Consider the following 12,424-nt stretch of genomic DNA (forward strand, 5'->3'; position numbering starts at 1 on the left):
CCCGGCGGTCGTCGTTCCGGCGTCCGCCGTGCTCAGGCCTGGACGCTGTCCTTCGCGGCGCCTTCGGTCCCGGACGGCGCCGCCTCGGCCTCCGCCTGCTTCCTGGACGCCCTGAGGCTGGTGAGCGTGGTGACCAGGAGGACCGAGCAGATCACGCCGAGGGAGACCGGTATGGAGATCTCCGGGACGTGGACGCCGGACTCGTGCAGCGCGTGCAGGACCAGCTTGACGCCGATGAAGCCGAGGATGACCGACAGGCCGTAGCTGAGGTGGACCAGCTTCTTCAGCAGGCCGCCGATGAGGAAGTACAGCTGCCGCAGACCCATCAGCGCGAAGGCGTTGGCGGTGAACACGATGTACGGGTCCTGGGTCAGGCCGAAGATCGCGGGGATGGAGTCGAGCGCGAACAGGATGTCGGTGGTGCCGATCGCCAGCATCACGACCAGCATCGGGGTCATGACCCGCTTGCCGTTCTGCCGGATCCACAGCTTGGTGCCGTGGTAGCGGTCGGCGACGCCGAATCGGCGCTCGACTGCCTTGAGCAGCTTGTTCTCCTCGTACTCCTCGTTCTCCTCCTCGGCCCGGGCCTCCTGGACCAGCTTCCAGGCGGTCCAGATCAGGAAGGCGCCGAAGAGGTAGAACACCCACGAGAAGCTGGCGACGATCGCGGCTCCCGCGGCGATGAAGACCGCCCGCAGGGCCAGGGCTATGAGCACGCCGATGAACAGCACCCGCTGCTGGTACTGCGAGGGCACGGCGAACTTCGCCATGATCAGGACGAAGACGAAGAGGTTGTCGACGCTCAGCGACTTCTCGGTGATGAAGCCCGCGAAGAACTCGCCGGCGGGACGGCCGCCGCCGAGGACGAGCAGGCCGAGACCGAAGAGCACGGCGAGAGTGATCCAGACGCCCGTCCAGATCCCGGCTTCCTTGAGGGACACGTCGTGCGGTTTGCGGCCGATGAAGAAGTCGACCGCGATCAGGGCGGCGAGACCCACGATGGTCAGGACCCACAGGGTCGTCGAAACATCCACTGCGCCTCCGGCAGTACGTAACGGCAAATGTCAGCGTCGTCGCTGCCGGAGGTCTCTTCCACCCAGTGACACAACTCTGGGCCGACGCCCCGGGATCTGGCCGGATCCGTATTGACGGGAACGCCGCAGCAGGCAGGGAGTACTCCCCTCCGTACGGAAGACAGTACCCCTATCACCAAGGAAAGGTAAAGAGATCGGTAAAGAAAATTCCAAAGACGCAGCTCAGAGAGCTTTACTCAGGCTTGACGCTCGCTTCGACGGTCACCGTTTCCACTCGCGGCGGGCCTGTGCGACCTGCGCGAGAACCTGGTTCAGCACCTGGCTGTGCGGCGGCACGAGGGTCGGCTCGTAGGTCCAGGCGTGGCCCACCCACGGGTCGGCGAGGTGGTCGTCGGGCACCGGGGTGAGTCGCAGCAGCGAACGCCACAGCGGGTCGAGCAAGGGGCCGTATCCGGCGGCCTCCTCGCGGTCCGCGATCATCATCAGATGGACGCCGACGGCCGGTCCCTCGTCCGCCAGGTAGCGCAGCTGGTTCACGGCCCGGTCGTCGAAGCCGTGCGGGAAGTCGTTGACGATCAGCAGCTGCTCGGCCGTGTCCAGGTCGTGCGGCAGCGAGTCGGCCGCGCCGCCGCGCATGGCCATCTGCACCAGGTCGACGCGCTGTGTCAGCCGCGCCAGGACGTCCGAGACCCCCGCGGCGCCCAGGGCGGGCGGGCCCGCGAGCACGCTGTTCTGCACCAGCGGTACGAGCTGCTGCGCCGCCGACCCCGCCGGGTCGATGACGTGCACGGTGAACTCGCCCGCCGGGTAGACGGCGAGCAGCCGCGCGGCGAGCGCCACCGCGGTCTCCATCCCGAGGCGCCGCAGGTCGTGGGCGTCGGCGAAGGTTTCGTCGAGCATTCCGACACGCCCGCTGTCGATCCACAGTCCGCGTTCGAGCGGCAGGCGGACCAGCATCGGGATGCGCAGCGGGTCGCTCTCCGGCAGGTAGAGGTCGCCCAGGCGCACGGCCATCGGGATCTCCATCGGCACCTGGTAGGCGTGCCAGACGGGGTTGTCCCAGCGCGCGTACGCCGGCGGCAGCGCCGGCTCCACGACGTCGGCCTCGGCGCCGAGCTGGGCGAGGTCCCGGTCGAGTGCCTGCCGGGCCTGGTCGACGAGCTGGGTGTGCTTCGCCCGGGCCGCCTCCCGCGCGGCGTCGCCCTGCCCGCCGATCCTGCTGCGGGGGTCGGACAGGACCTGGTCGAGTTCCTTCTCCATGCGGGAGTCGGCGAAGTCGACCGCGCTGCGGTAGGCCGCCGTGGAGCGGGCCAGGTCCTCGAACATGCCCCAGACCTGGTTGTAGAGCCGCTCGTCCATGGACCAGCCGGTCGCGTCGCCCGCCACGGGCTGCGCGGGCCGGCCCGGCTGGGCCGGGGGTGCGGTCGGCGGGGGCGGCGGCGGGGCGCCGGTGTGCCGGCCCGGGTGGCTGTAGTCGATCGGGCCACCCGCGGTGGGCGCGGACGGCTGGGGGCCGGCGGAGGGATCCGCCGGACCCGCCGAAGGACCGGACTGCGCACCCTGCGTCGCGTACGGGGACGCGGCGTCGGGGGCCGCGTGACCCGGGGTTGTCCGGGGCACGGGACCGCCCTGGTCGGGACCGTGCGCCGGTGCGGTCGCCTGGCGGCTGCGGCCGCCGTCCGCGGTACGCGCCTGCGGCGCCTGCACCGAGCGGGCCAGGCCCTGTGCCACCGCCTCGTTGATGCCGGTCGCCAGCTGCTGGGCCTCGGCCAGGCCCTGGTCGGTGAAGAGCTCGGCGAGGCCGCCGGCGTACCCCTGGCCGACGGCGCGCACCTTCCAGGCGCCCTGCCTGCGGTAGAGCTCCAGGGCGACGACCGCCGACTCGGCCTCCAGGCCGGTGATCGTATAGCTGGCGACCTCGGTGCCGTCGAGGCCGGTGACCGCGACGAAGGGGGCGGCGACGGCGCCGAACCGGACCGGGCCGCCGACTCCCATGGGCAGGGCGAGCAGCACACTGACGCGATGCACGGCCTCCGGCATGGCGTCCAGGTCGACCGCGAGACGGTGGTCGGCGGCCGCCTGCCGGGAGACCTCCAGACCGGGCAGGGTGGGTGCGCCCGGATGGGCCACCCATTCGACGCCGCGGATCTTGCCGTTCTCGTCGCTGAGCGTGGCAGCCGCCACGATCGGCTTGCCGGCCGAGACCCGGACCTCGAGACGGACCTGGGTAAGCGGGTGGTTCTGCCCCCGCACCAGCTCGGCCGTCATCGCCTTCGTCCCCCTGTGTCGCTGGTGTGTCGTGTCGTGTGCCGCTCGCCGGTCCCGCTAGAGAAGCGGCAGGATCGCCGGCATCAGGTCCTGGAACGTGCGGCCGTTGGCCGGGTTGCCGAGGGCCGTCATGGTCCAGCCCGCGCCCGCGCGGTGCACCTTCGCCATGACCTGGGCGGTGTAGGCGCCGCCACCCGCGAGCGTGTAGCGGGCGAGCTCCTGGCCGTTGGTCTCGTCGACCAGGCGGCAGAACGCGTTCTGCACCTCCTGGAAGGTCTGCCCCGTGAAGGAGTTCACGGTGAAGACGATCTGGTCGATGTGGACCGGGACGCGCTGCAGGTCGACGAGGATGGACTCGTCGTCGCCGCCCTGGCCGGCGCCGCCGACGAGGTTGTCGCCGGTGTGGCGGACCGAGCCGTCGTCGCTCACCAGGTGGCGGAAGAAGACGACGTCGACCGGCTGCTTGTCCGCGAACAGGACGGCGGAGGCGTCCAGGTCGATCTCCCGGGTGCGCGAACCGAACAGGCCGCGCCGGGGAGCCGCCTGCCAGCCGAGACCCATACGGACCGCGGACAGGCTGCCTCCGTCGTTCTTCTGCAGACTAATGGCCTGACCCTTGGTCATGTTGACGGTCACGCGCTGATTCCCCTCTCGTGCTTTCCCCTGTTGCCGCGGAATCCGCGGTTGATGAGCACCCTACGCAGGGCCACTGACAGTGCCGTACCCCGGCCCGTACTTTGTGTCGGTCTTGAAACACAGCGCGTGCGGACGGGGCCCGGAAGAAGCGTGCCGACGGCCGGTCAGGCCAGGCCCGCCTCCTTCATCTGACGCAGTTCCTTCTTCATCTCGGAGACTTCGTCGCGCAGCCGGGCGGCGATCTCGAACTGAAGGTCCGCGGCGGCGGCGCGCATACGCTCCGTCAGCTCCTCGATCTGCTCGGCGAGATCGGCCGCGGGACGGTCGGTCGGCACCGTCTGCCTGGCCTTGCCCTTGGCCGCCTTGGCCGCCTTGGTGCCGGCCGCGCCGGCGCCGGCCGCCTTGCCGAGGGAGGGCACGGGGGCCTTGGCGCCCTTGCCGTCCTTGGTCTTGCGGTAGCCCGAGCCGAGCAGTTGCTCGGTGTCGACGTCCTCGCGGGCGATCTGCGCCACGATGTCGTTGATCTTCTTGCGCAGTGGCTGGGGGTCGATGCCCCGCTCCTTGTTGTACGCGATCTGCTTCTCGCGCCGGCGGTTGGTCTCCTCGATGGCCCGCTCCATCGCCGGTGTGATCTTGTCGGCGTACATGTGGACCTGGCCGGAGACATTGCGCGCGGCGCGGCCGATGGTCTGGATGAGGGAGGTGCCGGAACGCAGGAACCCCTCCTTGTCGGCGTCCAGGATCGCCACCAGGGAGACCTCGGGCAGGTCGAGGCCCTCGCGCAGGAGGTTGATGCCGACCAGGACGTCGAACTCGCCGGAGCGCAGCTCGCGCAGCAGTTCCACGCGGCGCAGCGTGTCGATGTCGCTGTGCAGGTAGCGCACCTGGATGCCGAGCTCGAGGAAGTAGTCCGTGAGGTCCTCGGCCATCTTCTTGGTGAGCGTGGTGACCAGGACGCGCTCGTCCTTCTCGGCCCGCGTGCGGATCTCGTGCACCAGGTCGTCGATCTGGCCCTCGGTGGGCTTGACGACGACTTCCGGGTCGACGAGGCCGGTGGGGCGGATGATCTGCTCGACGACGCCGTCCGCGCGGGAGAGCTCGTAGGTGCCGGGCGTGGCCGACAGGTAGACGGTCTGCCCGACCCGCTCCTGGAACTCCTCCCACTTCAGGGGGCGGTTGTCGAGGGCGGAGGGCAGGCGGAAGCCGTGGTCGACGAGGGTGCGCTTGCGGGAGGCGTCGCCTTCGTACATGGCGCCGATCTGCGGGACCGTGTTGTGCGACTCGTCGATGACCAGCAGGAAGTCGTCCGGGAAGTAGTCCAGCAGGGTGTTGGGCGGGGACCCGGGCGAGCGGCCGTCGAAGTGCATCGAGTAGTTCTCCACGCCGGAGCAGGTGCCGATCTGGCGGAGCATCTCGAGGTCGTAGGTCGTCCGCATCCGCAGCCGCTGGGCCTCCAGGAGCTTGCCCTGCTTCTCCAGGCCGGCCAGCCGCTCCCCCAGCTCCTTCTCGATGTCGTTGACGGCCCGCTCCATGCGCTCGGGGCCCGCGACGTAGTGGGAGGCCGGGAAGACGTACAGCTGCCGGTCGTCGCTGATGATCTCGCCGGTGATCGGGTGGAGGGTGGAGAGTGCCTCGATCTCGTCGCCGAACATCTCGATGCGGACGGCGAGCTCCTCGTAGACCGGGAAGATCTCGATGGTGTCGCCGCGCACCCGGAAGGTGCCGCGGGTGAACGCCATGTCGTTGCGCGTGTACTGGATGTCCACGAAGCGGCGCAGCAGCTGGTCACGGTCGATCTCGTCGCCGACCCTGAGCGGGACCATGCGGTCGACGTACTCCTGCGGCGTGCCGAGGCCGTAGATGCAGGACACCGAGGCGACCACGACGACGTCGCGGCGGGTGAGCAGCGAGTTGGTCGCGGAGTGGCGCAGGCGCTCGACCTCCTCGTTGATCGAGGAGTCCTTCTCGATGTAGGTGTCCGACTGCGGGACGTATGCCTCGGGCTGGTAGTAGTCGTAGTACGAGACGAAGTACTCGACGGCGTTGTTGGGCAGGAGCTCGCGGAACTCGTTCGCCAGCTGGGCGGCCAGCGTCTTGTTCGGCGCCATCACCAGGGTGGGGCGCTGGAGCTTCTCTATCATCCACGCGGTGGTCGCGGACTTGCCGGTGCCGGTCGCGCCGAGCAGGACGACGTTCCTCTCGCCCGCTTCGATGCGCCGGGCGAGCTCGGCGATGGCCTGCGGCTGGTCGCCGCTCGGCTGGTAGGGGCTGACGACCTCGAAGGGCGCCACCGTGCGTTCGATCTGGGAAACGGGCCGCATGCTGTCCACCGTACGACCCGCCACTGACAATGCGGCGGGATCAGCGGCTTTGCGGGGTCCGGGAGCCGCGGCGGCCCGGCTGCTGCCGGCCGGGGCGGTGCGGCGGACGGCGGGCCGGGTGCTGCGCGGCCGGACGGGCCGGGACCCCCGGCTTGTGCTCGGCCGGGGACCGGGCCGGTTTGCCCATGACCATCAGCGGGTCGAACACCACGATCACGCCGGCGAGCAGCAGGAAGACGAGCGGGCCGATCAGCATGGGGGCGAGCAGCCCGGCCGGCGAGTCCCCCGTGGAGGAGCCGGCGGGGCCGTGGAGGTGGACGCTGAGGGCCGCCATGCCGGTGTAGTGCATGCCGCTGACGGCCAGCCCCATGACGAGACTCGCGCCGACGCTCCACAGGAACCCCCTGACCTGTGCGGCGGCCCACAGGGCGGCGGTGGCGGCGGCCATCGCTATGACGACGGAGACGGCGACGGTGAGGGTATTGTACTCGAACTTGCCGTTCAGCTGCATGCCGGCCATGCCCAGGTAGTGCATCGAGGCGATGCCGAGGCCGGTGACGGTGCCCCCGGTGAACAGGGCCGCGCCCTTGGCGCCCCGGTAGCCGACGATGAAGATCCCGATGCCCACCATGAGGACGGCGACGCCGAGACTGGCGTAGGTCAGGGGTCTGTCGTAGTGGATGGCCGCCCCTTTCACCGCGAACCCCATCATCGCGACGAAGTGCATCGTCCAGATGCCGGAGCCGATCGCGGCGGAGCCGAGGGCGAGCCAGCCGGCGCGCCAGGAGCGCGCCACGAGCATGGACCGGGTCGTGCAGCGCAGGCCGAGCGCACCGCCCAGGCAGGCCATGAGGAAACCCACCAGTGGTGTGACGAGCCCGTAGCTGAATCCGTCGACCGTGCCCTGCATGCGCGGCTGCCCTTCCGCCCTCTTTGCGTCCGGAATCCGTGGAAAGCGCCCCCCTCCCAGTACCGCCCGAGCGGTGCAGGGCTGACGCAGAGAGTATGACCCCCACCTGAATGGTCGAACGATTTTCCGGCAAAGAAACACGCGCCTGACCCAGTTGTGCGCCACCGGTGAGCGGAGTTGGGCGGCTCCCTTCGCCGTGTGGCCGTTCTGCGCCCCGCCGCCGGTTACGCGATGCTGTCACAGTTGAGCTGTCCGTGATCCCGCCGACCGCTCGACGCGAGGAGTACGCATGCACGTGCGCGCCGTAGTCGCCCTGACCACCGCGCTCCTGGGGGCCGTCGCCCTCCTGTTTCCCACGTCCGACGCCCGGGCCGGCGACGTCGGCGCGGCGCCCGTGGTCGTCGCCCACCGGGGCGCCTCCGCCTACGCGCCCGAGAACACGCTGCCCGCCGTCGACGCGGCGGCCCTGCTGGGCGTTTCCTGGGTCGAGAACGACGTCCAGCGCACCAAGGACGGGGAACTCGTCGTGATCCACGACGACAGCCTGCGGCGCACGACCGACGCCGAGCAGGTCTTTCCCGGGCGGGCGCCCTGGAAGGTGAAGGACTTCACCGCGGCCGAGATCGCTCGGCTGGACGCGGGGAGCTGGTTCGGTCCCGCGTACGCGGGCACGCGCGTGCCGACGCTGGAGCAGTACCTGCGCCGTGTCGGAGTGCACCGGCAGAGCCTGCTGCTGGAGATCAAGAGCCCCGAGCTGTACCCCGGCATCGAGCGCCAGACGCTGAAGGTCCTCGGCAACGAGGGCTGGCTCGACCACCGGCACCTGGCCGCCCGGCTGGTGGTGCAGAGCTTCAGCGCCGGCAGTCTGCGGATCGTCCACGACCTTGAGCCGGGCGTCCGGACGGCCCTGCTCGGGACGCCCGCCGTGTCCGACCTGCCCGCGTACGCGGCCTTCACCGACGGGATCAATCCCTCGTACGCCTCGGTCTCGGCGGGCTACGTCTCCGCCGTCCACGCGCTCACCGGACCGCACGGCAGCCCGCTGTCCGTGTTCATCTGGACCGTAGACGACGTGAACACCGCCCGCCGGGCCGCCGGATACGGCGTCGACGGCGTCATCACGAACAAGCCCGACCTGGTGCGGGCCGCGTTGCAAGCCCCCTGAGGCCTCCGCGGGAAGCCGCCCGGCCGCTGCTCGCACGGCGTTGTCAGTGGCGGGCCGTACGGTGGGACGCATGGACAGCCATGGGCAGCAGTACGAGCAGCGGATCGTGTGGGCCGTCGTCGACACCGGGATCGGTCCGCTGCTGCTGGCCGCGACCCCCGAGGGCCTGGTCAACGTCGTGTTCCACGCCACCGACGCGGTGCGGGACAGGGCGCTGGGGCGCCTCGCGTCCCGGTTGGGCGGCGAGCCCGTCGAGGCTCCCGGCTCGCCACTGCTGACCGAGGCGATACGGCAGGTCGGGGCGTACTTCGCGGGCGAGCGGCGCGCTTTCGAGCTGCCGCTGGACTGGTCGCTGATCTCCGGCTTCAACCGGCAGGTGCTGCGTGAGCTGGCGACCGGCGTGCCGTTCGGCCAGGTCGTCGGCTACGGGGATCTGGCCCGGCGGGTCGGCCAGCCCGGCGCGAGCCAGGCGGTGGGGGCGGCGATGGGGTCCAACCCGCTGCCGGTCGTGGTGCCCTGCCACCGGGTCGTCGAGAGCGACGGAGGCATCGGCGGCTTCGGCGGCGGCCTGGAGGCCAAGCGGAAGCTGCTCGCGCTGGAAGGGGTGCTCCCCGAACCGCTGTTCTGACGGGAGGCCTGGCGACGGTACCTGCGCCGCCCAGCGGACCGAGCCGGACAGGGGCCGCGCACACGCGGCCCCGTGCCGCTAGTCGTAGTGCCGGGCCTCGAAGACGTTGCCGTCCGGGTCGCGGAAGTAGAAGCTGCGCCTGGCCATCCCGCGGGCGCCGTAGGCGCCGTGCGAGATGTCGGACATGGGGACGCCGTGTTCCTCCAGGCGGGTGCGGAGCGCCTCGAAGTCGGGGCCGAGGAGGGACACGCAGACGTGGTTGACGGGGTGACCGGCGCTGTCGGCGGCCCCGGGGACCATGTTCATCTCCTCCGCCATGGTGAGCGGTGCGAGGTCGAAGATGGTCTCGTCGTTGAGCCGTACGGAGGGGAAGGACGTCGTACCGGCGGCGAACTCGGTGACCCTGAGGGGCTCGAGTCCGACCGCCTTCTCGTAGAAACCGGCTGAGGCGACCGGGTCGCGCACCCACAGGACGACGTGGTCCAGACGTGCCGTGTTGTCCGTCATGCGTCCCAGGCTGGGCCCCTCAGCGACGGGCCGCAAGGGTTTGACCGGGGGTGCCGCCCGCCAGAGATGAGGGAAGACCGACTGACAGGAGGCGGGCACGTGGTGCTGGTGGTGTCGGAAGAAGTGCGGGAGGCGGTCGACGCGCGTCGCCCCGTGGTGGCCCTGGAATCCACGATCATCGCGCACGGCCTGCCGCGCCCGCGCAACCTGCAGGTGGCACGGGAGCTGGAGGAGGTCGTACGGAGCGAGGGTGCCGTACCGGCGACGATCGCGGTGCTGGACGGGCGGCCCCATATCGGCCTCGCCAAGGACCAGTTGGAGCGGATCGCGAACGAGGACGGCATCCGCAAGCTGGGCCACCGCGACCTTCCGCTCGCGCTGGCCTCCGGTGCGAGCGGGGCGACCACGGTGTCGGCGACCGCGCTGCTCGCGGCCCTGGCGGGCGTGCGGGTGTTCGCGACGGGCGGGCTCGGCGGGGTGCACCGGGAGTGGACGGTGACGCAGGACGAGTCGGCCGATCTGGGGCTGCTGGCGCGCACCCGGATCACGGTGGTGTGCGCGGGCGTGAAGTCGATCCTGGACGTGCCGGCGACCCTGCAGCGGCTGGAGACGCTGGGCGTCGCCGTGGCGGGCTACGGCACGGACCGCTTCCCCGGCTTCTACCTGTCGGACTCGGGCCATCCGGTGGACTGGACGCTGGAGTCGCCCGATCAGGTCGCCGGCGTGATGAGGGCGCAGGACGCGCTCGGCGGGCCCGAGTCGGCGCTGATCGTCGCCAACCCCGTGCCGGAGGCGGAGCAGCTGGACCCGGGGCTGCACGCGCGTGTGCTCGCCGACGCGCTGCACGCGTGCGAGACCGAGGGTGTCACCGGTCAGGCGGTCACGCCGTTCCTGCTGGACTACCTGGTGCGGCACACCGACGGCGCCTCGCTGAGCGCCAATCTGGCGGCGGTGCGCGGCAACGTACGGCTGGCGTCGCGGATCGCGGCGGCCTGGGCCGGGGCGTGACTGCGGAGCCGGGCGGCGCGGAGCCGGGCGGAGCGGAGGCAGGCGGAGCGGAGGCAGGCGGCGAGAGCGGCGCGGCCGGCGTCCATGGCCCGGGATCCGGTGCGCTGCTGGTGGTCGGGGATGTGATCACGGACGTCGTCGCCCGGCATTGGGGTCCGCTCGCGCCGGGAACGGACACGGCCGCGGCGATCCGGACGGTGCCGGGTGGCGCGGGTGCCAACGTGGCCTGCTGGGCGGCGCATTGGGGCTGCCCGGAGGTACGGCTGCTGGGCCGGGTGGGCCGGGAGTCGGCCGCGTGGCACGAGCGTGAGCTGGTCGCCTGCGGGGTGCGCCCCCGCCTCGTCGTCGATCCTCGGGCGCCGACGGGGACGGTGATCTGTCTGGTGGACACCGGTGACGCGGCCGAGCGGACCTTCCTCACCGACAGCGGCGCCTCGTTGCGGCTCGATCCCGATGACTGGTCCGACGCGCTGCTCGACGGGGTCGCGCGACTGCATCTGTCGGGCTACCTGCTGTTCTCCGAACCGAGCCGGGCGCTGGTGGCGGCGGCCCTGCGGTCGGCACGCGCGCGTGGTGTGCCGGTGAGCCTGGACCCGGCGTCGGCGGGCTTTCTCACCCGGTTGGGCGTCGACCGTTTCCTGCGGCTCGTCGAGGAGGTGGACGTCCTGCTGCCGAGCCGGGACGAGGCCTGCCTGCTCACCGGGCTGCCCGATCCGGAGGACGCGGCGGTGAAGCTGAGCCGGCACGTCCCGCTCGTGGTCGCCAAGCAGGGCGCGGACGGCGCGCTGGTGGCCCGGTCCGGCGAACTGTGCGCCCGGGTGCCGGCCGTCGCGGCGACGCCCAGGGACACGACGGGAGCCGGTGACGCCTTCACCGGCGCGTTCCTCGCGGCCCTGCTCACGGGCGCCGGCCCGGAACACGCGGCGCGGGAGGGCTGCCGGGCGGGGGCGCGCGCCGTGGAACGGGTGGGCGGGAGGCCGACGGCCGGGGAGTGAGCGCGGGGCACGGGCCGACGAGACGGAAGACCCGAGACCGGAGACCCGGTAGGTGGACCGAGGACGCTCCGGCCCGGCTACGGCTTGCGTCCCCACGCCGAGATCAACGGGGCGGTCGCCAGGTCCATGCCTGCGGACGCGACGTTCGCCAGGTGGCGGTCGATGTCCTCGTCCGTGGCGAGGCCCGCGGCGACGAGGCGGTCGCGGACCTGCCGGATCGTGGCCGATTCCAGGGCGGCGCAGGCCGGCGAGGAGACCGGGAAGTACGCGTCGGCCTCGACCTGCCGCAGACCGGCCTCACGCAACAGTCGCGGCAGCTTGCGGCCGTAGGAGAGGTCGGCTCCGCTGTCGGCCAGCAGCCGGCGGAATCCGTGCCGCAGCCGGTTGGCGAGGTGCTGTTCGGGGCCGTGCTCGTCGGGGCAGAGCTGTGGCTGGAGGGCGGGGTCGGCGTCCTCGACGAGGAGGCGGCCGCCGGGGCGCAGGGCCTTGACCATCGAGCGCAGTGCCCGTTCGCGGTCGGGGACGTGGACGAGGACGAGCCTGGCGTGCACCAGGTCGAACCCCTCCCCCGGCGGCTCCTCGGCGCCGACGTCGTGGACCCGGACGTCGACCGGGGGCCGGGCGACGGAGGCGACGCGCGAGGTGTCGATGTCGGTGGCGACGACCTTGCCGGTCGGCCCGACCTTCTTGGCCAGCCAGGACACCACGGACGTGCCGCCGGCCCCGACCTCCCAGCAGCGCCATCCGGGTCCGACACCGCATTCGGCGAGGTGCCGGAAGGTCGTGGGATCGAAGAGGGAAGCGAAGGCGTCGAAGCGCTCGCCCGCCTCGGACTGCCGGTTGTCGAGAAGGTATCCGTCGGATCGCATCATGGTGCGATCATCCCAGTTGTCCTGCTTGTCCGGCAGGTCGAGGCACTGCCCCTTCGGCGCGAGGCACGGTCCGATACGCG

The 12,424-nt window shown here is 71.5% G+C and carries 11 protein-coding genes; 4 read left to right on the plus strand and 7 right to left on the minus strand.

Going from position 1 to position 12,424, the window contains the following annotated elements; genetic code table 11:
• Positions 1 to 32 precede the first annotated feature (32 nt).
• The 5 genes from ACH4ZX_RS30460 to ACH4ZX_RS30480 form a co-directional block, all read right to left on the minus strand.
• Positions 33 to 1,034: a TerC family protein gene (locus tag ACH4ZX_RS30460; protein ID WP_398279677.1), complete on the minus strand. Its 1,002-nt coding sequence runs from the start codon at positions 1,032 to 1,034 to the stop codon at positions 33 to 35.
• A gap of 261 nt (positions 1,035 to 1,295) precedes the next feature.
• Entirely contained in the window at positions 1,296 to 3,302 is a 2,007-nt protein-coding gene (locus ACH4ZX_RS30465) for a TerD family protein (protein ID WP_398279681.1), read from the minus strand.
• 57 nt (positions 3,303 to 3,359) lie between these two features.
• Positions 3,360 to 3,938 (minus strand): TerD family protein, encoded by a 579-nt coding sequence (locus ACH4ZX_RS30470; protein ID WP_360744591.1) that lies wholly within the window; start codon positions 3,936 to 3,938, stop codon positions 3,360 to 3,362.
• A 164-nt stretch (positions 3,939 to 4,102) separates the two neighbouring features.
• Positions 4,103 to 6,259 (minus strand): excinuclease ABC subunit UvrB, encoded by a 2,157-nt coding sequence (uvrB, locus tag ACH4ZX_RS30475; protein WP_398279684.1) that lies wholly within the window; start codon positions 6,257 to 6,259, stop codon positions 4,103 to 4,105.
• Positions 6,260 to 6,299: 40 nt separating this feature from the next.
• Entirely contained in the window at positions 6,300 to 7,169 is an 870-nt protein-coding gene (locus ACH4ZX_RS30480; protein WP_398279687.1) for an MHYT domain-containing protein, read from the minus strand.
• A gap of 289 nt (positions 7,170 to 7,458) precedes the next feature.
• On the opposite strand from ACH4ZX_RS30480, the gene ACH4ZX_RS30485 reads away from it, so the two are divergent.
• A complete protein-coding gene (locus ACH4ZX_RS30485; RefSeq protein WP_398279690.1) occupies positions 7,459 to 8,334 on the plus strand; it encodes a glycerophosphodiester phosphodiesterase in 876 nt (291 codons plus the stop codon).
• Between the two features lie 70 nt (positions 8,335 to 8,404).
• Positions 8,405 to 8,962 (plus strand): methylated-DNA--[protein]-cysteine S-methyltransferase, encoded by a 558-nt coding sequence (locus ACH4ZX_RS30490; protein WP_398279693.1) that lies wholly within the window; start codon positions 8,405 to 8,407, stop codon positions 8,960 to 8,962.
• Positions 8,963 to 9,040: 78 nt separating this feature from the next.
• Here the strand turns inward: ACH4ZX_RS30490 and ACH4ZX_RS30495 are convergent, their stop codons facing one another.
• Positions 9,041 to 9,469, minus strand: a complete 429-nt coding sequence (locus ACH4ZX_RS30495; RefSeq protein WP_398279696.1) for a VOC family protein — start codon at positions 9,467 to 9,469, stop codon at positions 9,041 to 9,043.
• A gap of 102 nt (positions 9,470 to 9,571) precedes the next feature.
• Between ACH4ZX_RS30495 and ACH4ZX_RS30500 the strand changes: the two genes are divergently transcribed.
• Both ACH4ZX_RS30500 and ACH4ZX_RS30505 read left to right on the plus strand, forming a co-directional pair.
• Positions 9,572 to 10,477 carry a pseudouridine-5'-phosphate glycosidase gene (locus ACH4ZX_RS30500; RefSeq protein ID WP_398279886.1) on the plus strand — a complete coding sequence of 302 codons (906 nt, stop codon included), beginning with the start codon at positions 9,572 to 9,574 and terminating at the stop codon, positions 10,475 to 10,477.
• 104 nt (positions 10,478 to 10,581) lie between these two features.
• Positions 10,582 to 11,472, plus strand: a complete 891-nt coding sequence (locus ACH4ZX_RS30505) for a carbohydrate kinase family protein (RefSeq protein ID WP_398279889.1) — start codon at positions 10,582 to 10,584, stop codon at positions 11,470 to 11,472.
• A 77-nt stretch (positions 11,473 to 11,549) separates the two neighbouring features.
• On the opposite strand, the gene ACH4ZX_RS30510 is transcribed toward ACH4ZX_RS30505, so the two are convergent.
• Positions 11,550 to 12,344 carry a methyltransferase gene (locus tag ACH4ZX_RS30510; RefSeq protein ID WP_398279699.1) on the minus strand — a complete coding sequence of 265 codons (795 nt, stop codon included), beginning with the start codon at positions 12,342 to 12,344 and terminating at the stop codon, positions 11,550 to 11,552.
• Between the last annotated feature and the right edge of the window lie 80 nt (positions 12,345 to 12,424).

It is taken from the genome of Streptomyces sp. NPDC020490 (assembly GCF_044335305.1).
Taxonomy (GTDB): Bacteria; Actinomycetota; Actinomycetes; order Streptomycetales; family Streptomycetaceae; genus Streptomyces.

Coding starts and splice junctions, on each gene's coding strand:
- ACH4ZX_RS30465 (WP_398279681.1), bottom strand. CDS start 3,302: ATGACGGCCGAGCTGGTGCGGGGGCAGAACCACCCGCTTACCCAGGTC.
- uvrB (WP_398279684.1), bottom strand. CDS start 6,259: ATGCGGCCCGTTTCCCAGATCGAACGCACGGTGGCGCCCTTCGAGGTC.
- ACH4ZX_RS30480 (WP_398279687.1), bottom strand. CDS start 7,169: ATGCAGGGCACGGTCGACGGATTCAGCTACGGGCTCGTCACACCACTG.
- ACH4ZX_RS30485 (WP_398279690.1), top strand. CDS start 7,459: ATGCACGTGCGCGCCGTAGTCGCCCTGACCACCGCGCTCCTGGGGGCC.
- ACH4ZX_RS30490 (WP_398279693.1), top strand. CDS start 8,405: ATGGACAGCCATGGGCAGCAGTACGAGCAGCGGATCGTGTGGGCCGTC.
- ACH4ZX_RS30495 (WP_398279696.1), bottom strand. CDS start 9,469: ATGACGGACAACACGGCACGTCTGGACCACGTCGTCCTGTGGGTGCGC.
- ACH4ZX_RS30510 (WP_398279699.1), bottom strand. CDS start 12,344: ATGATGCGATCCGACGGATACCTTCTCGACAACCGGCAGTCCGAGGCG.